A 23134-nucleotide genomic window follows, 5' to 3' on the forward strand; every position below is an offset into this window, starting at 1 on the left:
TTCTTTTAAGCGACCTGAAAGGGCGTCATTCGAACAGGAGCACGTCGTGCACCCAGCGGTCTCCGGGGGAGGCCTGGAGCCACGCCTGCCGCTCGTCACGCAGGGCCACGCTGGGGGATGCGCCCGCGTGGATCCGCTCGCGCACGTCGTTGAAGAAGCGGCCCGCGCTGTCCGGGATGTCCACCGTGGCGGCCAGCACCGCGCGCGCCCCGGCGTCGAGGAAGGCCACCGGCAGGCTGAAGGACTCGTGCGGGAAGGGGGCGGTGCGCGCGGCGCCGCAGGCCGCGAGGAACACCAGCGGTGCCTTGGGGAGTCCTTGAGCGCGCACCTGGTTTGCGGTGAGCGCGTACCGGCCATTCCGCTCCGGCGCCAGCATGAGGAGCGATGCGTCCGACAGCTCCGGGCTGAACACGCCGTGCGTGTGGATCTCCACCTCGGTGGCGGTGGACATCGCCTCCAGCACGCGCGCCGGCGTGGCTCGCGCACCCTCCAGCCTCACGCGCCGGGCGTCTTCCCCTGAGGGAGGAGACATGGGCGGCAGGCGCGGGAGGCCCAGGGCCGCGGGCGTGTCCACGTTGGAGACGACCAGGTGCGTGCCGCCATCCACGGGCGGAGGCGTCCCCACCGTCGCGTGGCCCGACCGGTAGCTCCAGGCGATGTCCGGAGACAGCAGCCGGGGCAGGCCGTTCACCGGAGGCGGTGCCAGCACCTGCACCTGTTCGCACCCGCGCAGCGCTTCCTGCAACGCGGGGGGCACCAGCCCGGCCGCGTCCTGTCCGAGCGGCGCCGTGCGCGCCGGGTTGAAGTCCCCGAGCACCGCGCCCGAAGGCCCTCGCGCCACCGTGAGCGTGCGCTCGTGCTGCACCGACACCGCGAGCACGCAGCGCTCCGGCACCTGCGTCACCTGGAGCTGGCGGCCCACGAGGGTGAGCGCCTCCAGGTACGCGCCCGTGCGGCCGGCGTCGGAGCTGAGCGCGGCCGAGGCGCGGGCCCGCGCGCGGCGGGCGTGCACATCGTCGGGCCACGGCTCCGCCTGTGTGAGGGCGCTCCGTAACAGGGCGCGTCCGGCGGCGGGGTCGCGCTCCAGCTCGAACTCGCCCTGGAGGGCGTCCAGCAGCGCGCGCTCGCCGGGGCGCGGTTGGCCCTGCCTCAGTCCGGAGAGGGCTCGGGACAGCGCGTCCGCCGCGCCGGGCATGGGGCCGAAGCGGGCCAGGTCCGCGAGCACGCCCGCGCCATTCAGCCCCAGCGGCACGCCGCCCTCCATCGCCCGTTCCAGGTGCCGGCGGGCCTCGTCCACGCGGAAGTCCATCCACGCCAGGGTGGCCAGGTTGCGGTGCACGTAGCCCAGCTGCGCGGGGTCGTCCGGCACGCGCGCCAGCGACTCCCGGAGGTACGCGCCCGAGGTGGGGGCGACGTGGTGGAAGCGCGCCACCTGCGCCAGCTCCTGGAGGAACAGCCGCTCCTGCTGCCATTCCCCGTGCTGCTTCGCCAGCCGCCAGCCGGCCAGCGCGTGCGCCTGGGCCTCGGCGGGCCGGTGCAGCTCGCCCAGGTACATGTCCGTGAGCCACGCCCGCAGGTCGGCGCAGCGGTAGTCCAGCCGCTCCGCCTCGCACATGCGCAGCGCCTCCAGCACGCGCGCCTCCGCCTTCCACCACTGGCCGTCGCGCACCTCCTGGTTGGCGCGCTCGCGTTCGGCGATGAGGCGGAACCACGGATCACCCAGTCCATCCGCGGCGCGAGCGAACGCCGCCACGTCCACGGGCCGTCCCGCCTGGAGCTCATAGCCGAGCGCGCCCACGTACAGGTCGTCCTCGCCGGAGTGCCGCAGCGCCTCCAGGAAGGCCGGAGGGAACGGAGTCCTGCCGCGCACGAACCGCGCGTAGTCCCGCGCCAGCGGCCCGCGCTTCTGGAAGTCCCGGGCGGCCACGCGGGTGACGGTCGCGCGCAGCACCGTGCCGCCGCCGTAGGCCCGGTCCAGCGCGTCCGCCAGCGGCAGCAGCCGCAGCGCCGCGTCCTTCGAGGGCGCCGCGCGGACCGCGTCATAGAAGGCCAGCCGGACGATGCCCGGCAGCTTCGCGGCCTCCTCCAGCGGCAGTGGCGCGTGAGGGTCCGCCATCAGGTCCTGCGTCGCCGCGAAGGCCTGCTTCCAGGCGCGGCCCCGGGCCAGCGTCTGTTCGCGCAGCCCGCGTGCCTTGGCCCGAGCCTCCTCGCCCCAGCCGGGCTCGCCCAGGGCCGCCACGGCGTCGAAGGCATCCGCCGCCAGCAGGGGAAGGTCCAGGTTGCGCAGGACGAGCGCGAGGTTCCACAGGGCCTGCGGATGCTCTGGCCGCTTCCGGAGCACGTCCTCCAGCACGGCCAGGGCCTCGTCGAGCGACGCCTGTTCGGAGGCACCGGCGTGGGCCAGCGCCAGCGCCACCGCGCGGTCGGAGTCCACGTCCGGGGACGCAGGCGCGTTGCCCAGGTAGTTCAGGGCCTGCCGCGGATCGCCCGCGAGCAGGTACACGGAGGCGATGCCTCGCCAGTCCTGACGGTCCTCCATCCGGGCCAGCTCCCGCAGCGGCAGCGGGGCCGCCGCGGGAGTCCCTCCGCGCATGGGCACGTAGGGGCGGTGCGTATCCAGGGGCTCGGAGGTCAGCCGGGCCTCCAGGGAGCGGGTGGTGGCAGGCGCGGGCCACGGCGAGGAAGGCGCTCGCGTGACGCGCACGGCCCAGGTGCCCACGGCGGCGAGGGCCAGGGCGAGCGCCCCCACGTGACTCCAGTGGGGGCGCCAGCGGCGGGGATGCGGTGGAGGTGCCCTGACGCCAGCGGGCTGGGATGGGGTGAGGGGCCACGGAGTGGGGGGGATCCCCGTGGCCTCGGGAGTGGGTGGCGTCTTCGCGTGCGCCAGCCGTCCCAGGATGTCCGCCTGGAGCAGGTCATGGAACCGCACGGCGCAGTCCTCGCAAGAGAGCAGGTGCGCGCGGAAGTCCTCGTGGTGTTCGAGCGGGAGCTCCCCGTCCACGAAAGCCGGGAGGTGGGCGCAGTGGCTGTTCATCCGCTCCCCAGCTTCCGACGGGCCTCGGCCATGTCGCGAAGCTGGTCACGCAGCTTCAGCCGCGCGTGGTAGAGCCAGGTGCCCACCGTGCCCACGGGCGACCCGAGCAGGCGGCCGATCTCCGCGTGGCGCAGCCCCTCCGAGTGCAGCTCGAAGGTGCGGCGCAGGTTGAAGGGCAGCGTCGCGACGGCCTTCTGCAGCTCCGCCTCGGTGATGCACTCCCACAGCTCCAGGTCCGGCGCCTGCGGCTCCTCGAAGAGCTTGTGCACGTTGCCCAGGTTGATGGCGGTGGTGGCCTCCGTGCGCGTGCGGCGGCACTGGTCGAGGAAGCGGTTGTGCAGCACCCGCACCAGCCACGCGCGCCGCTCCGGCTCCGCCCAGCCGCGCAAGGAGTCCCACTTCAGCAGGGCCCGCAGCAGGACGTCCTGGACCAGGTCGTCACAAGCCGTGGCGTTCCCCCCACAGATGTTTCGCGCGACCGCCATCAGGATGGGCTGATGGCGGACCGCGAAATCGGCGTACTCCATGTCGGAATTGTCGAGTTCTTCTCTCATCGTGCGGCCCCCAGTGCCGGTACTGAAAAGAAAACGTAATAGGTCTGATTCCTTTAGAACCTTGTTAAAGCCTTACGGGTTGGTTGGATTTGGAAGACAGCTGTGTGTGTGTCGGCACCGGTAGGGGCACACAGTCCAGGATTTGGAATGTGTGTCTGGGGCGCGGTTGATCGCGTGGGTTGGGGGCCGGAGCCATGACGCGGAGCCGGCGTCGCCCCGGAAGAAGGCGCCGCCGGAGCACGACCTGCGCATCACCGGGACAGACGCGGACGCGGCGGGCCGGGCCTACGACCGCGAAAGGGATTGGGGGTCGTGAAGTACAACGGCCTGTGGGCGGTGGTCGTGGGCGACCTGCCCTCGGGTCGTGGGTTGAAAGTGATTGGAATGCCCATGCCGCCGGGAGGGTTCAGCGGGCGTTGGCGGTCCATCGACCTGGTCGTGGACGGGAAGGCGGAAGCGACCCGGTCGGAGCAGGTGGCCGGGGTGATGGTGGACCACGGTCAATGGTTGTTCACCGGGTTGGGCGCGAGGGGGACGGGTTCGTTCCGGAGGAGCAGGCCTCCATCGAAAGATCCGCTGATTCCGTCTGAATCCCCGCTCTGCCATTCAGCGCGGGGCGGACGCATCTTCGGGTCATGACCCACGATCATTCCGCACATGCGCCGGTGCACGGCTTTGGAGCCGACCGCGCGGCCCATTACGACGCCCAGGCGGCGGTCAGCCTCGCCGGCTACCAGGCGGCATACGAGCTGGGTGTCAGCGCCCTGGCTTCTCACCTGGACGGACAGGAGACGGCGTCACTTCTCCACGTGGGGCTGGGCACGGGCGCGGAGCTGCTGCCCTACAAACGCTTTGATGTACCGGGCTGGCGCTTCACGGGCGTGGAGCCCTCCGCGCCGATGCTCGCCGTCGCGCGCAAGCGCCTGGAGGAGGAAGGGCTGCTCTCGCGCACGCACCTGCACGAAGGCGAGCTGCGCACGTTGCCGCAAGGCCCCCCGTTCGACGGCGCGCAGTTGATGGGCGTGCTGCACCACGTGGAGGGGGAGGAGGCTCGCGTCGAATTGCTGCGGGAGGTGACGCGGAGGCTCAAGCTGGGAGCGCCGCTGGTGCTGGGCTGCCGCATCGGCCAGGACCCCGAGCTGACGAACGTCGAGTTCCGGCGGCTGCGGGCGTATGGCGTGACACGGGAGAAGCTGGAGGCCCGGGGGCAGGCCATGGCGAAGATGCAGCCCATCGAGTCCGATGCGGCGCTGTTCGCGATGTTCGCGCAAGCAGGGCTGGTGGCGCCGAAGACGCTCTTCGTCTCGCTCCAGTACAAGGTCTTCCTGGCGCGCTTCGGGCCCTGAGGTCAGTGAGGCTCAAGCGCCCCGGTTACGCGCTCGAACGACACACCCAGGTTCCCGACCCCCTCGAGTGCGTTCTTGATGTCCTCCGACACGATGAACGCCGTCTTGAACTTCTTCAGCCGGAAGACATGCGCGCCCTCGGTCTTCGAGGGGTCGATTCGCAGTCCGTAGATCCACCGGTACTCCCCTTCATGGTCAGGGGAGGCGTCGTCCTCGCGGTGAACCTCCCGGCACCGTGCCTCGTCGATGCAATCGATCACCTGGGTCGCATTGACGACGAAGAACGGGTCGGCCTCTCCCTCCACCGTCACTGGGAAGAGCTGAACGTCATCGGGGGCCAGTGCCCGGAAAACGTCCGCGATGGCAGGGCTGACAATAGGGGCCCGCTCGATCACGGAGAATACGAACGCACGCCTCTTGCCTGGGGTTGCAATGAGGGCCTTCATCCCCCCCGGTTCATCAAGGACACGGCCATCCGCGAACATCCAAGGCTCGTCAAAGGCCTCACCTGAACCCCGTGTCGGTGTCTCGATGATCCATTGCGGCACATCGCCCAGCCGCACCCAGTAGAAATAGCGCTCCACCTCATCCCTCCGCCTTCACAAGGAGACTCCGCAAGTCGGAGCCCTGTGTCAGAAGCTCGTTCGCGATCCTCGCAAGCTCCGTCATCAAGCTGTCCCGGCAGGTTTCCGTCGTTCGGCATCGCTCGACAGCTCGCTCCAAGCGGTCCATCACCTCTTTGTGGTAGCGCTCTGGATGCGGACCCTTGTGTCCGTTGAGCCGCACTTTGTTCGCGACATCTTCGAGCGTCATCCCAGCCTTCTTGAAAACCTTCTCGCACCGAGGCGTCCAAGGACCGCCGGTAGCATCGGAGATGGGGTTCTTATTCGAGCAGATGTGATGAACCGGCCCCGTCGCGTCACCGGGAAACCGTCCCTCTCCGTACATCGCCAGTGCCGCCGCGGCTCCCGGAGCCAGTGCCACGTTCAGCACTCCAGCGGCAGGCATCGCGATGGAAGTCACGCCGCCATTCAGTGCCTCTCCAAGCTGGAATCCCGCCTCGGCTTGTCCTCGGAGCGCAGCCTGGTGGAATCCCGGGAGCCTGGGCCCCTGGGCCGCCATCGCACTCCTTCCGCCCAGGGCCGCGGTGACGAGCAACACCAGGACACGCGTCCCGTTCGTGCCGAGCACCTTCCCGAAACGGTGGCCGATGTCCTGCAACTCGATGACGCTCGTTGCCGTCCCGGCGTCGTCCCACAGCCGCACGAAGCCCCGGCCCATCTCCCAGACAGGCACCACCCCCAGGTAGGCCACCATCGCCGCCGTCAATGCCACCGCGATGAGCTTCGTGACGGGCTCGGGCAGCGTCATCGTCAGGAGCACGGACAGCGCGGCCGAGGTCACCATGGCCTTGAGCACCACCGGGTTCAGCAGCTTGCCGACCTCAGCCTCGACACTGGCCCAGACCCCATCCAGAGCGAACGACAGGGCCATCAGCGTCCGGTCCTTGCGCGAGAAGGGCAGCCCCGTTCCGCCCACCAGGGTCAGACATTCGTCCCCATCGGGGCAGATGCGCGAATAGAGGGACTCCGGAGACGCCCCAGCCCCCGAATTCGGGAGCCCCTTCGAGGATGCGAGCAACGACCGGGACCTCACCCATCCTCGCTGGTCGGCCGCATCTGTCTCGCGGAAGGCAACGTCCATGCGCGTGTCCAGGATGAGCTGCGTGAGGGCCGCCTCGAACGCGTCCTCACGCACCTGAACCGGATCCATATCCCGGGACTTGTGAACCACCTGCCTGCCGTCTCCAACATCAAGATGGACAACACGAGTGGCCGCACACCCTCCCACGAAAAGTAGTAACGCGATAAACCACATCAACCGCATAGATGCTCCCGAAGCCGCTCACCCTGGTCATCAAGAGACAGGGCATCCTCATCCCCGAGTTTATCGTGGACGAGTTCCGCTGATGCGTGGGCCGCCAGGGATTCGAGGCAGCATCAGATTTCCGAGGCAGCCTCCGCCCGCCAAGCGCGCGGAATCCCAGCGACGCCCCCCTGGTCCACGCCTTGCTCCGGGCATGACGCTTCACGATTCGAAGGAGCAACGATGCGCTGGATGCGAATGCTGAGCGGTTGTCTGACGGTGATGGCCCTGGCGGCCTGTGGGTCGGACGGCGAGGGCGGGCAGGGGAGGCTGAAGCTGCGCGAAGGTCAGTCGCTGGACCTGGCGCAGGAGTGCGGAGTGGACCTGCCCCAGTGCCCCCAGGGCCTGTCCTGCCTCGTGCTCAAGCTGGAAGGCGTGTCCCAGGCACGCTGCGTGGACGACTCCAGGGTCTGCACTGAGCTCGTGTCCTGCTCGGGAGGCACCGAGTGCGCCATCCTGGACTCGTACCCCGGACAGGTCGCCTGCTCGGGCAAGTGCACCTCGGACTGCGACTCGTCCGTGTCCAATAAGCCGTAAGCGCACCGCCGCTCCGTCGCCCCCTTTCACCTCGCAGGGGCGCACGGAGCCGGTTCGTGCACATTGCAACCTGGACGCGGGTGCCACGCCCGCAACCCCGCGGAACGCCTGGGCCTGACTCAAGGCCCTCTCCGGTACGGCGGATGCTCATGCTCCTGGAGTCATGAGCTTCGAATACGCCGCAGGGGCCGCGCTCGCGGTCCTCCTCTCCGTCTACCTCGTCTACGCCCTGCTTCGGCCCGAGCGCTTCTAGGAGCCCGCCATGACCCTCCTTGGCTGGCTCCAGACCCTGCTGTTCTTCGCGCTCGTCCTCGCGCTGACGAAGCCCGTGGGCCTCTACCTCTTCCGCGTCTTCGAGGCCGGCACCCAACCCCTGCCCCGAGTGCTCGGCCCCATCGAGCGCGCCCTGCTGCGCCTGTGCGGCGTGGACCCCAAGCACGAGCAGACATGGGGCCAGTACACCGCCGCCCTGCTCGCCTTCAGCGCCGTGGGCCTCGTCGTCCTCTACGCGCTCCAGCGGCTCCAGCACATGCTCCCGCTCAACCCCCAGGGCCTGCCCGCCGTGGGCCCGGCGCTCGCCTTCAACACCGCCGCCAGCTTCGTCGCCAACACCAACTGGCAGGCGTACGCCGGTGAATCCACCATGAGCTACGCCACCCAGATGCTGGGGATGACGTGGCAGAACTTCGTCTCCGCCGCCACGGGCCTGGGCGTCGCGCTCGCCCTCGCGCGCGGCCTCACCCGCCGGACCCTGGGCAACTTCTGGGTGGACCTGGTGCGCGGCACGCTCTACGTGCTCCTGCCCCTGAGCTTCCTCGCGGCCCTGTTCTTCGTGTCGCAGGGCGTGCTCCAGAACCTCGCGCCGTACCCTGAGCACACCACCGTGGAAGGCGTGAAGCAGACGCTCGCCTTCGGCCCCGTGGCCTCGCAGGAGGCCATCAAGCTGCTGGGCACCAACGGCGGCGGCTTCTTCAACGCCAACAGCGCCCACCCCTTCGAAAACCCCACCCCGCTCACCAACCTCATCCAATTGCTGCTCATCTTCCTGCTGCCCGCGGGCCTCACGTACACCTACGGCAAGATGACCGGCGACACGAAGCAGGGCTGGGCCCTCTTCGCGGCCATGTCCGTCCTCTTCCTCCTGGGCGCTGGCGCCAGCTACGCCGCGGAAGTCCAGCCCAACCCCGCGCTCACCGCCGCGAACGTCCTCCAGGCCGGGAACCTGGAGGGCAAGGAGACGCGCTTCGGCGTCGCGGCCTCCACGCTGTTCGCCACCGTCACCACCGACGCGTCCTGCGGCGCGGTCAACTCCATGCATGACAGCTTCACGGCGCTCGGCGGGCTGGTGCCGCTGGTCAACATGCAGCTGGGCGAGGTCATCTTCGGCGGCGTCGGCGCGGGCCTCTACGGCATCCTCGTGATGGCGGTGCTCGCGGTCTTCATCGCGGGCCTGATGGTGGGCCGCACGCCGGAGTTCCTCGGCAAGAAGATCGAAGCGCGCGAGATGACGCTCGCGATGCTGTACGTGCTCGTCTTCCCACTGGCCATCCTGGGCCTGTCCGCCGTGGGCGCGGTGCTCCCGCAGGGCACGTCGTCCCTCAACAACGCGGGGCCGCACGGCCTGTCGGAAATCCTCTACGCGTTCACCAGCGGCGTCGCCAACAACGGCAGCGCCTTCGCGGGCCTCAACGCCAACACGCCGTTCTGGAACCTCAGCCTGGGCGTGTCGATGCTCGCGGGCCGCTTCCTGATGATGGTGCCGGTGCTGGCGCTGGCGGGCTCGCTCGTGGGCAAGAAGGCCGTGGCCCCCGGACCCGGCACCTTCCCCACGAACGGCGTCCTCTTCACCGGCCTGCTCGTGAGCGTCGTCGTCGTCGTGGGCGCGCTGACGTTCTTCCCCGCGCTGTCCCTGGGCCCCATCGTCGAGCACTTCCTCGGCGCGGCCGGAAAGGTGTTCTGACCATGGCCCCCGCCAGCAAGCAGGCCTCGCTGTTGGACCCGGCGCTGCTCAAGCCCGCCGTCTGGGAGAGCCTCAAGAAGCTCCACCCGCGCGACGTGGCCCGCAACCCCGTGATGTTCGTGGTGTGGGCCGGGAGCCTCCTCACCACGGTGTTCGTCCTCAAGGACCTCACGGCGACAGGGGCACCCACCGCGCCCATGGGGTTCACCGTGTCCGTGATGCTGTGGCTGTGGTTCACGGTCCTCTTCGCCAACTTCGCCGAAGCCGTGGCGGAGGGCCGGGGCAAGGCCCAGGCGAGCGCCCTGCGCCGCATGCGTCAGGACACCCAGGCCCGCCGCCTCACCCACGACGGCCGGGAGGAGCGCGTCGGAGCCCCCGCCCTGCGCAAGGGGGACCGCGTGGTGTGCGAAGCCGGAGACATCATCCCCGGCGACGGAGAGGTGCTGGAGGGCATCGCCAGCGTGGACGAGTCCGCCGTCACCGGCGAGTCCGCCCCCGTCATCCGCGAGTCCGGCGGCGACCGCTCCGCCGTCACCGGAGGCACGAAGGTGCTGTCCGACCGCATCGTCATCCGCATCAGCGTGGACCCGGGCGAGTCGTTCCTCGACCGGATGATCGGCCTGGTGGAGGGCGCGGCCCGCAAGAAGACGCCCAACGAAATCGCCCTGCACATCCTGCTGGTGGGCCTCACGCTGGTGTTCCTGATGGCGTGCGTGACGCTGGTGCCGCTGGCGCTCTACTCGGGCGTGCCGCTGTCCGGCACGGCGGTGGTGGCGCTGCTGGTGTGCCTCATCCCCACGACCATCGGTGGCCTCCTGAGCGCCATCGGCATCGCGGGCATGGACCGGCTCTTGCGCAAGAACGTGCTCGCGCTCAGCGGGCGCGCGGTGGAGGCGGCGGGGGACGTGGACACGCTGCTGCTCGACAAGACGGGCACCATCACCCTGGGCAACCGCATGGCCACGGAGCTCCTGCCCATGCCGGGCGTGCGCGTGGAGGAGCTGGCGGAGGCCGCGCAGCTCGCGAGCCTCGCGGACGAAACGCCGGAAGGGCGCTCCGTCGTCACGCTGGTCAAGGACACGTACAAGATGCGCCCGCGCGAGCTGCGAATGCATCAGGCCGCCTTCGTCCCCTTCACCGCGCAGACGCGCATGAGCGGCTGCGACCTGGTGGATCCGCACCCGCGCAGCATCCGCAAGGGCGCGGTGGACGCCATCGTCCGCTACACGCAGGAGCAGGGCGGCACCGTGCCGGAGGAGCTGGCCCAGGCCTCGGGGCGCATCGGTGACGCGGGAGGCACGCCGCTCGCGGTGGCGGACGGCGCGCGGGTGCTGGGCATCATCCACCTGAAGGACGTGGTGAAGGGCGGCATCAAGGAGCGCTTCGACCGCTTCCGCGCCATGGGCATCCGCACGGTGATGATCACCGGCGACAACCCGCGCACCGCGGCGGCCATCGCGCGAGAGGCCGGCGTGGACGACTTCCTGGCGGAGGCGACCCCGGAGGCGAAGCTCGCGCTCATCCGCGCGGAGCAGGGCAAGGGCAAGCTCGTGGCGATGACGGGCGACGGCACCAACGACGCGCCCGCGCTGGCCCAGGCGGACGTGGGCGTGGCGATGAACACCGGCACCCAGGCCGCCAAGGAGGCCGGCAACATGGTGGACCTGGACTCCAACCCCACCAAGCTCCTGGAGGTGGTGGAGGTGGGCAAGCAGCTGCTGATGACGCGAGGCACGCTGACGACGTTCTCCATCGCCAACGACGTCGCGAAGTACTTCGCCATCCTCCCGGCGCTGTTCATGGGCGTCTTCCCGCAGATCGCCCCGCTCAACGTGATGGGGCTGGCGTCGCCGTTCAGCGCCATCCTGTCCGCGGTCATCTTCAACGCGCTCATCATCGTGGCGCTCATCCCGCTGGCGCTGAAGGGAGTGCGCTACCGGCCGCTGGGCGCGGCGGCCCTCCTGCGCCGCAGCCTGCTGCTCTACGGCGTGGGCGGCGTCATCGTCCCGTTCGTGGGCATCAAGGTCATCGACGTGCTGCTCACCACCGTGGGCCTGGCCTGAGCACACAAGAAAGGAACCTCCATGGTCTCCGCGCTCCTCACCGCCCTGCGCGTCAGCGCCGTCACGCTGGCCCTCACGGGCGTGCTGTACCCCCTGACCGTCACCGGCGTGGCGCAGGTGCTGTTCCCGGATGAAGCCAACGGGTCGCTCGTGAAGGACGACCACGGCCGGGTGGTGGGCAGCGAGCTCATCGCTCAAGGCTTCACGCAACCGGGCTACTTCCAGCCGCGTCCCTCCGCCGCCGGCACGGGCTGGGACGCGACGGCCTCCAGCGGCAGCAACCTGGGCCCCACCTCCCAGAAGCTCCGCGACCGGGCGGTGGCGGAGGCGGACCGGCTGCGCCGCGAGAACCCCGAGGCCGAAGGCCCCGTGCCCGCTGAGCTGGTGACGGCCTCCGCGTCCGGGTTGGATCCTCAGGTGTCGCCGGAGTCAGCGCTGTGGCAGGTTCCCCGCGTGGCGCAAGCGCGCGGCGTGGACCCGGCGCGCGTGCGGGCGTTGGTGCTGTCACGGGTGGAGGGCCGGACGTTCGGCGTGCTGGGAGAACCCCGGGTGAACGTGCTCACGTTGAACCTCGCGATGGACCGTCAGTTCGGCGGACCCGCGCCCACGGCCTCCCGGTGAGGAGGAGGCAGGCATGACGACGCGGCGGCCTCGCGCGGAGGACTTCCTGGAGCTGGTGGAGCGCGGCCGGCGCGGCCGGCTGAAGCTCTACATCGGCTTCGCGGCGGGCGTGGGCAAGACGTTCCGCATGCTGGAGGAGGCGCACGCGCTCAAGGCGCGAGGCGTGGACGTGGTGCTGGGCTTCGTCGAGACCCACGGTCGTCCCGAGACGGAGGCCCTGGTCGAGGGACTGGAGGTCGTGCCGCGTCAGCGCCTCACGTACCGCGACGTCACGGTGGAGGAGCTGGACCTGGAGGCCATCCTCGCGCGCAAGCCACAGGTGGCCATCGTGGACGAGCTGGCCCACACCAACGCGCCCGTGTGCCGTCACCGCAAGCGCTACCAGGACGTGCAGGAGCTGCTGGCCGCGGGCATCAACGTCATTGGCGCCTTCAACGTGCAGCACCTGGAGAGCCTCAACGACCTGGTGGAGCGCAACACCGGCGTCACCGTGCGGGAGACGCTGCCGGACAGCTTCCTCAAGACGGCGGACCAGGTGGTGAACCTGGACCTCGCGGTGGAGGACCTGCACGAACGGCTCAAGGCGGGCAAAATCTACGCGCTGGACAAGGTGCCGCACGCGCTGGAGCGCTTCTTCACCGGAGACAACCTCTCCACGCTGCGCGAGCTGGCCCTGCGCGAGGTGGCGGAGAGCCTGGACCGCGCCACCGCGGGACGGCAGGCCCTGGCGGGCGAGGAGAAGAGCGGCGCGTGGGGCCGGGTGCTGGTGGCGCTCTCCAGCTACCCGCCGCGCGCGGCGACGCTGCTGCGCCGGGGCTCGCGCATGGCGGGCCGGCTCAACACGGACTGGTTCGTGGTGTACGTGGAGACGCCGCGCGAGGCGCCGAACCTCATCGACGCGGAGGCGCAGCGGCACCTGCTGACGAACATCGAGATGGCGAAGGAGCTGGGCGCGGAGGTGGTGCGCCTGCGCTCCAGCGACCCGGTAGCGGCGCTGCTGGACTTCGCCCGCTCGCACGGCGTGGGGCACATCATCATCGGCCGCTCGCACCAGGCGAAGTGGCGCCAGCGGCTGGGGATGACCGCGGACGCGCGCCTCTTGCGGGAAGGGGAGGGCTTCGACATCCACGTCGTGTCCTTCGAACCCCACGAGGAGAAGCGCCCATGACGCTGCGCTTACGGCTGCTGTTGGCCCAGGCTCCGCTGGTGCTGGCGTTGCTCTTCCTGGGCGCCACGGCCGTCATCACCCTGGAGGGCGTGGGCCACTCCGGCCAGCAGGTGCTGGAGGACAACTACCGCAGCGTGCTCGCCACCCAGCGCATCACGGAGCAGTTGGAGCGCATGGACAGCGCGGCGCTGTTCATCGTCGCGGGAGAGCGCGAGCGGGGCCTCACCCAGCAGGCCACGCAGCGCCCTTCGCTGGAGACGGAGCTGGGCGTCCAGCAGGGCAACATCACGGAGCCCGGCGAGGCCGAGGCCACACAGCGGCTGCGCACCGCGTGGACGAAGTACCGCGAGGCGTTCGACGCCTTCCTACAGGCCCGGGACGCGGAGGCCGCGCGCACGCGCTACTTCGCTTCGCTCGCGCCCGCCTTCCAGGAGGCGAAGGCCGCGGCGGCGTCCGTCCTCGCGCTGAACCAGGACGCGATGGTGCGCAAGAACGACCGGCTGCGCCAGCAGAGCGAGCAGGTGAACACGCTGATGGTGCTGGCGGTGGTGGCGGCGCTGGGCTTCGGCCTGGTCTTCACCACGTCGCTGGTGCAGCGGGCGCTCCGGCCGGTGTCCGTGCTGTCGCAAGCGGTGCGCCGCCTGGGGCAGGGCGACGTGGAGGCGCGAGCCGTGGTGGAGGGGCGGGACGAGATTGCCGGGCTCGCGCGGGACTTCAACACCATGGCGGAGCGGCTGGCGCAGTACCGCAAGAGCAGCCTGGGAGAACTGCTCCAGGCGCAGGCGGTGTCCCAGGCGGCCATCGACAGCCTGCCCGACCCCGTGCTGGTGCTGGGCGCGGAGGGCGGGCTGCTCAACGTGAACGCCGCGGCGGAGGACGTACTGCACCTGCGGCTGGACGAGGGCGGGGACGCGCTGGGCCGCGTGGAGCCGGAGGTGCGCGCCGTGCTGGAGCGGGTGCGAGCGCACGTCGTGGGAGGACGGGGCGCGTACCAGCCCCGGGGCTACGAGGAGGCGGTGCGCGTCGAGGCGTCCCCAGAGGGCGTCCGGTGGCTCCTGCCGCGAGGCAGCCCGGTGCACGGAGAGATGGGAGACGTGGTGGGCGCCACGCTCATCCTCCAGGACGTGACGCGGCTGCGGCGCTTCGACGAGCTGAAGAACGACCTGGTGGCCACGGTGGCGCACGAGTTCCGCACGCCGCTCACGTCGCTGCGCATGGCCATCCACCTGGTGGCGGAAGGCGTCGTGGGACAGGTGACGGAGAAGCAGGCGGACCTGCTCTTCGCGGCGCGCGAGGACTGCGAGCGGTTGCAGGGCATCGTGGACGACCTGCTGGACCTGTCGCGCATCCAGGCCGGGCGGCTCCAGCTGGACGTGCGGGAGGTGGGCACGGAGGAGCTGGTGGAGCAGGCGCTGGCCGCGCAGCGCACGCTGGCGGAGGACCGGGGCGTGCGCCTGTCGCAATCCCTGTCACCGGACGCGGAGACGGTGCGCGTGGATCCGGACCGGATGCAGCTGGTGCTGGGCAACCTGGTGGGCAACGGCGTGAAGCACACGCCGCACGGCGGCGAGGTGTCCGTGCGCGTGTCGCGCGAAGGCCCCCACGTGCGCTTCGAGGTGAAGGACACCGGCGAGGGCATCCCCGCCCAGGAGCAGGCGCGCATCTTCGAGAAGTTCTACCGGGCCCCGGGCGCACCCGCGGGAGGCGCGGGGCTGGGGCTGTCCATCGCCCGCGACATCGTCCAGGCCCACGGCGGCGAGCTGGGCGTGGTGAGCACCCCAGGGCAGGGCAGCACCTTCTGGTTCACGCTGCCTCAGCCCGAGCAGGGCTGAAGCCCGCGTTCACATCGGCGCGGACGTCTCCAGCTGCCGCATCGCCTCCTTCCGCGCGTCGGACGCGGAGCGGACGATTTCATCGCTCGACAGGCCGAACGCGCTCGCGTCCATCTTGCGCAGGCGGGGAATCACCTCGCGCTCCTCCTCCGCCATGTGCTGGGCCACCACCGCCTCCAGCTGCCGCACCGTGGCCTCGCGGCGGCGCGGGTCGTGGCGGACGCGCAGCAGCTCGGAGAGCAGCTGGGTCATCTCCCCGTGCTCCTCCACCGCGAAGTCGATGCGCGGCCCGTCGACGACGCTCCGCGCGACGGGATACACCCAGCGCTCCTCGAGGGTGCTGTGCATCGTGAGCGTTTCGGCCAGCCGCAGGCTCAGCGCGGGCTTCTCTTCGTCCGGGGCGTGGTGCCAGGCCTCGAAGAGGGCCTCTGCGTCCCGGTGCTGCTGGATGAGCACGTCGATGAGGTTCATGACGGGCCAGGGTTCGCATGCGCGCGCCAGGGCGCAATCCACTCTCCAGGACGAGCGCCCCTGCACGCCCCGGCCGCCAGTGCCGGCCTGCATGCACTGGCGCACAGGCCTGGGGGCGTCACGTCTCCGCTTCGTACTTCTTGCGCTTGCGCCACAGCGTCGACGCGTCGATGCCGAGCAGCCGGGCTGCTTCATCCAGTGTCGGCACGGAGGCCATCACCCGCAGGATGTGTTCGCGCTCCACCGCTTCCAGCGTGTGCGGCCCGCCCAGCGTCACCCCCGGCCCCACCGCGGACGCGATGCGCTCCGGGAACGCCTGCGGCTCCACCACGCCCGACGCGCCCACGATGAGCGCCCGCTCCAGCGCGTTGCGCAGCTCGCGCACATTGCCCGGCCAGGGGTAGGCCCGCAGCATCGCCTCCGTGGCGGGCGACAGCTCCGGGGCCGGACGCTGCGCGGCCTTCGCGAAGAAGGCGATGAAGCGGCGGGCCAGCGGGAGCAGGTCCTCCGGCCGCTCGCGCAGCGAGGGGAGCTTCACCTCCAGGACGTTCAACCGGTACATCAGGTCCTCGCGGAAGCGTCCCTCCGCCACGTCCTTCTCCAGGTCGCGGTGCGTGGCCGCCACCACGCGCACGTCCGCCTTGCGCGTGCGTGCCTCGCCCAGCCGCTCGAACTGCTTCTCCTGGAGGAAGCGCAACAGCTGCGCCTGGAGCGCCGGGCTCATCTCCGCCACTTCATCCAGGAAGAGCGTGCCCCCTTCCGCCTGCTCCACGCGCCCCGGCTGGTCCTTCACCGCGCCCGTGAAGGCACCGCGCGCATGGCCGAACAGCTCGCTCGCCAGCAGCTGTTCGGACAGGGTGGGGCAGTTGATGGTGACGAACGGCCGCCTGCGCCGCGCGCTCATTGAATGAAGCGCCCGCGCGAGCACCCCCTTGCCCGTGCCGCTCTCCCCGCGCAGCAACACCGAGGCATCCGACGTGGCCGCGCGCTGGATGAACCCGATGGCCGCGTGCATGGCCGGCGACGCCGTCTCCAGCGTCGCCTCCGGCACCGCCTGCGCGAGCTGTCCCTCCAGGTCCCCCAGGTGTGAGGTCAGCTCCCGCTGCGCCTTCGCTCGCTCCAGCACGTGGCGGATCTGCGCGGGGGTGAACGGCTTGGGCAGGTAGTCGCGCGCGCCGCGCTTCACCGCCTCCACGGCCGTGTCGAACGTCGCGTAGGCGGTGATGAGGATGACGTCCAGCGCGGGCGACTCGGCGAGCAGGCGGGGCAGCAGCTCCAGTCCGGACGCGTTGCCCAGGCGCAGGTCCACGAACGCCAGGTCCGCCGGGCCCTGGGCGAGCGCCGCGAGCGCGGCCTCCGGCGTGGCGGCCTCGCGCACCTCGCAGCCCAGGCCCTCCAGGCACACGCGCAGGGTGTGGCGGATGTTTCGCTCGTCGTCCACCACGAGCACCCGCATGGGGCGCTCCGTCGCCTCGGTACTGGCACGCACTTCCATGGTCCCAGTCTAAGAGCACGCCGTGTGCCGGGCCCGTCTGTCGGATGCCGGGCGGCGCAAGGCCCGGGAGCGCATCGCATCCCGCACGATGTGCCCCGGATGGCGGTTGCAAGGTGCAACGTGGAACGGGCTGGTGTCTGCTGCGGCGCGGCCGTGCGGCTGGCACGCGCCATGGATGGAAGGGAGCCCATGGGCAACGAAGGGACGCCTCCGGACGAGGGGGGCGAGGACAAGAACATCTTCGCGAAGGAGCTGGCCCCACCGCCCAGCATCTGGCTGCGCAAGGGCACCTGGCTGGCCCTCGTCTTCGTGTCGATGGTGGCCGTCTTCATCTGGCTCCAGGGCGGGGAGAACCGCGCGCTGGACGCCATGTCCCCCTCGCAGCGCGAGGCCCTCTTCGCGGACACCCGCGACGAGTTCCGCCTGCTGTGCCTGGCGGATGGCGGCGCCTCGCGCTGGCCCAAGAAGTGCGCGAAGCACGCGGAGTTCCTCGTCCGCTTCTCCGAGTGCGACGACACCTGCCGCCGCGAGGTGGAGCCCTTCCTCCCACGGCCCACCCGCTGAGCACCGCCGGGCGGCCGGCCTGGCGCCCGCCTGGACGCACCCCGGCCCATGTCACCAACAGTGAAGGCCTTGCCGGACGGCTGGAATGATCTCGCCAGGGTGCCTGCCGGGCCTTCCACGGCGACGTGCGGCGTCCTCCGCCACGAGTCCCACCTGACAGGGTGAAGTGTCCTGCCTGACCCTGCGGGGCAATGACGACCCGTTTCTGAGACAATTCAAGGGGCGCGGGCTTGAGTCGGGGGGAGAGGTGTTGTCTATCCTACGAGTCCTGACGGAGCCCCGGCCCCCGGAGAGCCCGTGGGGGCCCGCGGAAGGATGAGCGACAATGAGCTGGCGCAGCAGGCCCGGCGCGGGAGTACGGCCGCGCTTCATCGGGATGGGTGACATGGGCGCGCGAGGGGGTGCGTGATGGCGATGCGGCTCAAGCAGAAGATGATGGTGCTGCCGACGGTGGCGGCGGCGTTCCTGGTGGCCATCGTGGCGGTGACGGTGGTGCTGGGCTCGCGCACGCGGAGCGCCTCGGAGCGCATTGGCTCCAGCCTGGCGCCGTCGGTGAGCCAGGCGCAGACGGCCCGTGCGGGGTTCGCCGCGCTACACCAGGACGTGGCCGACGCGGTGGCGCTGCACGCGGTGAAGCAGGAGACGCTGGACGCGCAGGTGGAGGAGCTCCAGAAGGGGCTCACGGCGCTGCGAGCGTTTCCGGACGTGGACGGCCCGAAGGTGGAGGCGCTGCAGGGGGCCTTCACGCGCTACTGGCAGGAGGCGTCGCAGGTGGTGGCGCTGGCGGCGCGCAATGACGCGGCCGCGGAGGCCGCGCTCGCGAAGCTGGAGCCCGCGTACCGGACGGTGCACGCCGACCTGGAGTCCGTGACGGCGCAGCAGGAGGCGTCACAGCGCGAGACCTTCGTGGAGGTGTCGTCGCTGCACGGCACGACGCTGACGTGGGTGCTGGTGCTGGCGGTGGCGTGCATCGTGGCGCTCGCGGTGGCCACGGTGTGGCTCTTGCGCGAGGTGACGACGCCCCTGGCGCGGCTGACGGCGACGGCGACGCGCATCGTGCGGGAAGGCGACCTGTCGCTGGCCATCGACACGAGCGCGCAGGACGAGGTGGGCGAGCTGGCGCGCAGCATCCAGACGCTGATGACGCGGCTGGGCTCGGTGCCCAACACGCTGCGCTCGGTGGTGACGGAGCTGACGGCGGCGGCGGCGCGGCTGAACGCGGCGAGCCACGAGCAGCTCAACTTCCTGACCAGCCAGTCGCGCAGCCTCACGGAGGCCAGCTCCACCATCGCGGAGATCGCCCAGACGTCCGGCATGGCGGCCAGCCGCGCGGAGATGGTGTTGAAGGTGGCGGCGCAGGCGGACGCGTACAGCGCCTCCGGGCAGGTGTCCATCGAGCGGAGCGCGGAGGGGTTGCAGCAGATCCGCGCGCGGGTGGGCGCGCTGGTGGGGAGCATTGGCGTGCTGTCCGAGCAGGCGGTGCACGCGGGTGAAATCATCGGCAGCGTGAAGGACCTGGCGGACCAGTCGAACGTGCTCGCGTTGAACGCGGCCATCGAGGCGGCGCGCGCCGGCGAGGAAGGCCGGGGCTTCGCGGTGGTGGCCAAGGAGATGCGGGCGCTCTCCAGCCAGTCGCTGCAGAGCACGCAGCGCATCGGGAAGATCCTCCTGGAGATCAACCAGGCCATCCGCGAGACGGTGGGCATCGCGGAGGAGGACAGCCAGAAGATGGAGGAGGGCATCGAGCAGGTGCTCTCGTCCGCGACGACGCTGAAGGACATCACGCAGGTGGTGCAGGAGAGCAGCCAGGCGGCGCGGCAGATCGTCGCCTCGGTGACGCAGCAGAACGCGGGCATCACGCAGATGACGGAAGTGGTGACGCAGCTGTCGGAGATGATGAGCGACGTGGTGATGGCCACGAGCAACGCCGAGCAGGCGGTGGGGCAGATCAACACCTCCCTGGGCAAGCTCCAGGAGCTGTCCACCACCTTCCGCGTCTAGCCGTCCGCGAAGGCATCCAGCAGGGCCCACGGGCCGCTCCGGAACACCGGGGCGGCCCGTCGTGCGTCAGACGCCCTTGAGGATGATCCGCTTGTCGCCAAAGACGGCGGAGACCTCGATTTCTCCGCCCATGGCCTCCACGGCGCGCCGGAGCGTGGAGAGCCGGTGGTCGTCCCGGGCTTCGGTCTGGGAGAGCTGCCCCTGGGAGATGCCCATCCGTTCGGCGAGCTGCGTCTGCGTCATCCCCGCGAACTCGCGCACCTCCCGCAGGCTCATCTCCAGGAGCTCCTTCCGGACGCGCTCGTCCTGCTCCTTGAGTTGCGCTGGCGTGAACTTCTCCCGGCGCATCCCCTTCCAGCCGTGGAGCTTCATGACTCCGTCTCCTTCTTCGAATCGTCGTGAAGTCCGGCGGCCCGCTCCCAGAGGTATTGCAGCCAGATCTTCTCTGCCTGGGGGATCATTCTCTCGTAGAAGCGCTTGTCTCCGGTCTTGTCGCCCCCCAGGAGCAGGACCGCGTCGCGCGCGGGGTCGAAGGCGTAGAAGACCCGGATGGGACGCCCTCCGGACTGGATGCGGAGCTCCCGGAGCGGCTGGGAAGAGCCCTTGAGCTGGCTGCTGTACGGGAACCCAAGTGCGACCCCCTTCGCGGCCAGAAGCTCCACCCCGTGGTCCACGGACCGCGCCGTCTCCTCGTCGAGAGCAAGGAACCAGTCCCGGAACTCATCGGTTCCGAAGACTTCAATCCCGTGAGACGGAATATCATTCCTGGATGATATTCCGTCAAGATGATGGGGGGACGTCTTGGTGCGCTTGGAAGGCGGCAGGGGCGAGTGCCCCCGTCGAGAGAAGACGGGAGACCCTAGGCCCTACCTCTGACGTCTCTTTCCTCTGCTGCCAACCCTTGCTGAGGCTGCCGGGTGGATGCGAGGGGATGTCAGGACGCCGAGTCAGGCGTAACTTGTATGCTACACCCCGGATTGGAGCCTGGAGCCCTGCCATGACCCCCACGGGATTCGACCGTTACTTCGAGAAGAAGCTCAAGCGCCCGGCCTTCGCGGAGGCGTACGCGAAGGCGCGTGCCGAAGTGGATGCGGCTGACAGGCTGATCCGCGCCCTGGATGCGCGGCGCGAGGAGGCGGGCCTGAGCAAGGCGGACCTGGCCAGGAAGGCGGAGACCCCGCCGGAGGTCGTGCGCCGCTTGTTCACGGCGCCTTCCGCGAACCCCACGTTGTCGACGGTCACGAAGCTGGCCGCCGCGTTGGGCTGCCGCCTGCAACTGGTGCCGGCCCCCACCCGCCGCAAGGCGGTGCGACCACGAGCTCCCGCTCCCCGCGTCCGCCGCAAGTAGGGAGCCCTCAGCCAGCCCACACGCTCCGGGGGCGGCGGCGCTGGTACTCGTCCCAGAGCGCCCGGACCTTCGCGTAGTCATGCTCCGAGAGCGCGGTGCGGAACGCCTTCGTCCTCCCGGTCAGGAGGACGAGGCTCGGGCCTCCCAGGCCCAGGGCTTCCCCGTCCCGCTCCAGGACGCAGAAGAGCCGGTAGTGACGGCGGCCCCTGCCATCCGCGCGCACTTCATGGAGCCCCGCCATGGCGCCATGCATGGCCTCCCACTTGCCCCCGCCGCTGAAGGCGGGCGGCGGCGCGTCCGCCACGGCCTTCACGACGGCGAGCAGCTTCGCGCTGACCGTGTCCGGACACGCGTCCAGGAAGTCGCGGGCAGGCACGGTGCGCGCCGGATCATCCTCCGGATGGCGCTGGAAGAAATGGATGCGCCAGGGGTGGGCGTTCTTCGGGTGGGGCAGGGGCGAGTGCTCCCGTCGAGAGAAGACGGAAGACCCTAGGCCCTACCTCTGACGTCACTCGCCCTGCATCAGGCCCGTGATGCTGCCGTCCGGATGGACCGTGACGCGGCGGGCGGCGGGCTCGCGCGGCAGGCCCGGCATCGTGAGCAGCTCTCCGGTCAGGGCCACCAGGAAGCCTGCTCCCGCGGACAGGCGTACCTCTCGCACCGTCAACGTGAAGCCTCGCGGCCGGCCTGTCTTCGCCGGGTCGTCCGACAGGGACAGGTGCGTCTTCGCCATGCACACCGGCAGCCCCGCGCCTCCCAGCGCTCGCGCTGTCTCCAGGTCCTTGCGCGCCCCCGCCGTGAAGGCCACGTCGTCCGCGCCGTACACCGTGCGCGCGATGGCGCGGATCTTCTCCTCCGGCGTCTGCTCCAGCTCGTAGAGGAAGCGAGGCTTCGGCGGCGCCGCGTCCGTCGCGTCCAGCATCGCCAGCACCGTGTCCGCCAGCTCCAGCGAACCCTCGCCGCCCTTGCCGAACCCGTCGCACACGGCGATGCCCACGCCCCTCGCCTTCGCGAACGCGCGCAGCTCGTCCAGCTCGGCTTCCGTGTCCTGCGGGAACTGGTTCACGCACAGCACCGCCGGCAGTCCGAACGCCGCCACCGACTCCAGGTGCTTCTCCAGGTGGTTGAAGCCCTTCAGGAGCGCCTCGCGGTCCGGATCCGCGACCTTCGTCGCCGCCGCGCCGCCGTGGTGCTTCAGCGCCCGCAGCGTCACCACCAGCATCACGCCCCGGGGCCACACGCCCGCGCTCCGGCACTTGATGTCCAGGAACTTCTCCGCGCCCAGGTCGAAGCCGAAGCCCGCCTCCGTCACCACCTCGTCCGCGTACGCGAGCGCCAGCCGCGTGCCCACCACCGACGAACACCCATGCGCGATGTTGCCGAACGGCCCCGCGTGGACGATGGCCGGCCCGCCCTCGCGCGTCTGGGCGAGGTTGGGCATCAGCGCGTCCTTCAGCAGCGCCACCATGGACGCCGCCGCGTTCACGTCGTTCGCGCGCAGCGGTGAGCCGTCCGGCGCCTGCCCCACCACGATGCGCCCCAGCCGCGCCTCCAGGTCCTTCAGGTTCTCCGCCAGCGCGAGGATGGCCATCACCTCGCTGGCGGCCGTGATGTCGAAGGACGTCTCGCGCGGCACGCCGTGCGCCTTGCCGCCCAGCCCCACGATGACGTTGCGCAGGAACCGGTCGTTCATGTCCATCGCGCGGCGCCAGCGCACCCGAGTGCCCTCCAGCGCCACCGGGTGGCCGTAGTACACGGCGTTGTCCACCAGCGCGGACAGCAGGTTGTGCGCGCTGGTGATGGCGTGCAGGTCGCCGGTGAAGTGCAGGTTGATGTCCGCCGCCGGCTCCAGGCTCGCCTGCCCGCCGCCGGTGCCGCCGCCCTTCACGCCGAAGACGGGCCCCAGGGACGGCTCGCGCAGCGCGGCCACCGCCTTGCGGCCCCGCTTGCGCAGCCCCATGGCCAGCGCCACCGACATGGTCGTCTTGCCCTCGCCCGGGGGCGTGGGGTTGATGGCCGACACCAGCACCATGCGGCCCTGGCGCGAGCCGCGGCCCAGGGCGTCCAGCGACACCTTCGCGCGGTCGCGGCCCCAGGGGAGGACGTCTTCCGGCTCGAGACCCAGCTCGGCGCCGACTTCAGTGATGGGACGGAGCTTCATGGCCGGGGACTCTCGGCGTCCCGCAGGAGGAGGTCAACGCTCGCGGCACGGGG

The 23134-nt window shown here is 70.6% G+C and carries 21 protein-coding genes; 11 read left to right on the plus strand and 10 right to left on the minus strand.

Annotated features, from left to right (window positions below):
• Positions 1-25: 25 nt before the first annotated feature.
• Together D7W82_RS18500 and D7W82_RS18505 are read right to left on the minus strand one after the other, a co-directional pair.
• Entirely contained in the window at positions 26-3034 is a 3009-nt protein-coding gene (locus D7W82_RS18500; RefSeq protein ID WP_120619618.1) for a CHAT domain-containing protein, read from the minus strand.
• Positions 3031-3561: an RNA polymerase sigma factor gene (locus D7W82_RS18505; protein WP_233587781.1), complete on the minus strand. Its 531-nt coding sequence runs from the start codon at positions 3559-3561 to the stop codon at positions 3031-3033. Before D7W82_RS18505 ends, D7W82_RS18500 begins: the two co-directional genes overlap by 4 nt.
• Positions 3562-4223: 662 nt before the next feature.
• Here D7W82_RS18505 and D7W82_RS18515 point away from each other — a divergent pair.
• Positions 4224-4934 (plus strand): class I SAM-dependent methyltransferase, encoded by a 711-nt coding sequence (locus tag D7W82_RS18515; RefSeq protein ID WP_120619620.1) that lies wholly within the window; start codon positions 4224-4226, stop codon positions 4932-4934.
• 2 nt (positions 4935-4936) lie between these two features.
• Here D7W82_RS18515 and D7W82_RS18520 read toward each other — a convergent pair whose 3' ends face one another.
• On the minus strand, positions 4937-5518 hold the full coding sequence (locus tag D7W82_RS18520; protein ID WP_199727780.1) for an imm11 family protein: 582 nt from the start codon (positions 5516-5518) through the stop codon (positions 4937-4939).
• Position 5519: 1 nt separating this feature from the next.
• A complete protein-coding gene (locus D7W82_RS18525) occupies positions 5520-6821 on the minus strand; it encodes an AHH domain-containing protein (RefSeq protein WP_120619621.1) in 1302 nt (433 codons plus the stop codon).
• Positions 6822-7052: 231 nt separating this feature from the next.
• On the opposite strand from D7W82_RS18525, the gene D7W82_RS18530 reads away from it, so the two are divergent.
• From D7W82_RS18530 to D7W82_RS18560, 7 genes are all read left to right on the plus strand, one after another.
• Positions 7053-7397 (plus strand): hypothetical protein, encoded by a 345-nt coding sequence (locus D7W82_RS18530; protein ID WP_233587783.1) that lies wholly within the window; start codon positions 7053-7055, stop codon positions 7395-7397.
• Between the two features lie 163 nt (positions 7398-7560).
• A complete protein-coding gene (kdpF, locus tag D7W82_RS18535; RefSeq protein WP_120619623.1) occupies positions 7561-7650 on the plus strand; it encodes a K(+)-transporting ATPase subunit F in 90 nt (29 codons plus the stop codon).
• A 9-nt stretch (positions 7651-7659) separates the two neighbouring features.
• Entirely contained in the window at positions 7660-9357 is a 1698-nt protein-coding gene (kdpA, locus tag D7W82_RS18540) for a potassium-transporting ATPase subunit KdpA (RefSeq protein WP_120619624.1), read from the plus strand.
• Positions 9358-9359: 2 nt separating this feature from the next.
• Positions 9360-11420: a potassium-transporting ATPase subunit KdpB gene (kdpB, locus tag D7W82_RS18545; protein WP_120619625.1), complete on the plus strand. Its 2061-nt coding sequence runs from the start codon at positions 9360-9362 to the stop codon at positions 11418-11420.
• A gap of 21 nt (positions 11421-11441) precedes the next feature.
• Positions 11442-12041 (plus strand): potassium-transporting ATPase subunit KdpC, encoded by a 600-nt coding sequence (gene kdpC, locus D7W82_RS18550; protein ID WP_120619626.1) that lies wholly within the window; start codon positions 11442-11444, stop codon positions 12039-12041.
• A 13-nt stretch (positions 12042-12054) separates the two neighbouring features.
• A complete protein-coding gene (locus D7W82_RS18555) occupies positions 12055-13209 on the plus strand; it encodes a sensor protein KdpD (protein ID WP_120619627.1) in 1155 nt (384 codons plus the stop codon).
• Entirely contained in the window at positions 13206-15041 is a 1836-nt protein-coding gene (locus tag D7W82_RS18560; RefSeq protein WP_120619628.1) for an ATP-binding protein, read from the plus strand. The genes D7W82_RS18555 and D7W82_RS18560 overlap by 4 nt, the downstream gene beginning before the upstream one ends.
• A gap of 9 nt (positions 15042-15050) precedes the next feature.
• Here the strand turns inward: D7W82_RS18560 and D7W82_RS18565 are convergent, their stop codons facing one another.
• The gene (locus D7W82_RS18565) at positions 15051-15512 is read right to left on the minus strand and encodes a hemerythrin domain-containing protein (protein WP_120619629.1); all 462 of its coding nucleotides are present in this window, start codon (positions 15510-15512) and stop codon (positions 15051-15053) included.
• 118 nt (positions 15513-15630) lie between these two features.
• Complete coding sequence (locus D7W82_RS18570; RefSeq protein ID WP_120619630.1) at positions 15631-16968, minus strand: sigma-54 dependent transcriptional regulator; 1338 nt, start codon at positions 16966-16968, stop codon at positions 15631-15633.
• Positions 16969-17196: 228 nt separating this feature from the next.
• On the opposite strand from D7W82_RS18570, the gene D7W82_RS18575 reads away from it, so the two are divergent.
• Both D7W82_RS18575 and D7W82_RS18580 read left to right on the plus strand, forming a co-directional pair.
• Positions 17197-17571: a hypothetical protein gene (locus D7W82_RS18575; protein WP_120619631.1), complete on the plus strand. Its 375-nt coding sequence runs from the start codon at positions 17197-17199 to the stop codon at positions 17569-17571.
• Positions 17572-17979: 408 nt separating this feature from the next.
• Positions 17980-19572 (plus strand): methyl-accepting chemotaxis protein, encoded by a 1593-nt coding sequence (locus D7W82_RS18580; protein WP_120619632.1) that lies wholly within the window; start codon positions 17980-17982, stop codon positions 19570-19572.
• Positions 19573-19638: 66 nt separating this feature from the next.
• Here D7W82_RS18580 and D7W82_RS18585 read toward each other — a convergent pair whose 3' ends face one another.
• Together D7W82_RS18585 and D7W82_RS18590 are read right to left on the minus strand one after the other, a co-directional pair.
• On the minus strand, positions 19639-19944 hold the full coding sequence (locus D7W82_RS18585; protein WP_233587784.1) for a helix-turn-helix domain-containing protein: 306 nt from the start codon (positions 19942-19944) through the stop codon (positions 19639-19641).
• The gene (locus D7W82_RS18590) at positions 19941-20348 is read right to left on the minus strand and encodes a type II toxin-antitoxin system RelE/ParE family toxin (RefSeq protein ID WP_370451036.1); all 408 of its coding nucleotides are present in this window, start codon (positions 20346-20348) and stop codon (positions 19941-19943) included. The genes D7W82_RS18585 and D7W82_RS18590 overlap by 4 nt, the downstream gene beginning before the upstream one ends.
• A gap of 221 nt (positions 20349-20569) precedes the next feature.
• On the opposite strand from D7W82_RS18590, the gene D7W82_RS18595 reads away from it, so the two are divergent.
• Positions 20570-20920 (plus strand): DNA-binding protein, encoded by a 351-nt coding sequence (locus D7W82_RS18595; protein WP_120556351.1) that lies wholly within the window; start codon positions 20570-20572, stop codon positions 20918-20920.
• Positions 20921-20927: 7 nt separating this feature from the next.
• Here the strand turns inward: D7W82_RS18595 and D7W82_RS41605 are convergent, their stop codons facing one another.
• Positions 20928-21296: a hypothetical protein gene (locus tag D7W82_RS41605; protein ID WP_233587786.1), complete on the minus strand. Its 369-nt coding sequence runs from the start codon at positions 21294-21296 to the stop codon at positions 20928-20930.
• A gap of 132 nt (positions 21297-21428) precedes the next feature.
• Complete coding sequence (locus D7W82_RS18605) at positions 21429-23081, minus strand: formate--tetrahydrofolate ligase (protein WP_120619635.1); 1653 nt, start codon at positions 23079-23081, stop codon at positions 21429-21431.
• Positions 23082-23134 lie beyond the last annotated feature (53 nt).

The sequence above is a fragment of the Corallococcus sp. CA049B genome, assembly GCF_003611685.1.
Taxonomy (GTDB): domain Bacteria; phylum Myxococcota; class Myxococcia; order Myxococcales; family Myxococcaceae; genus Corallococcus; species Corallococcus coralloides.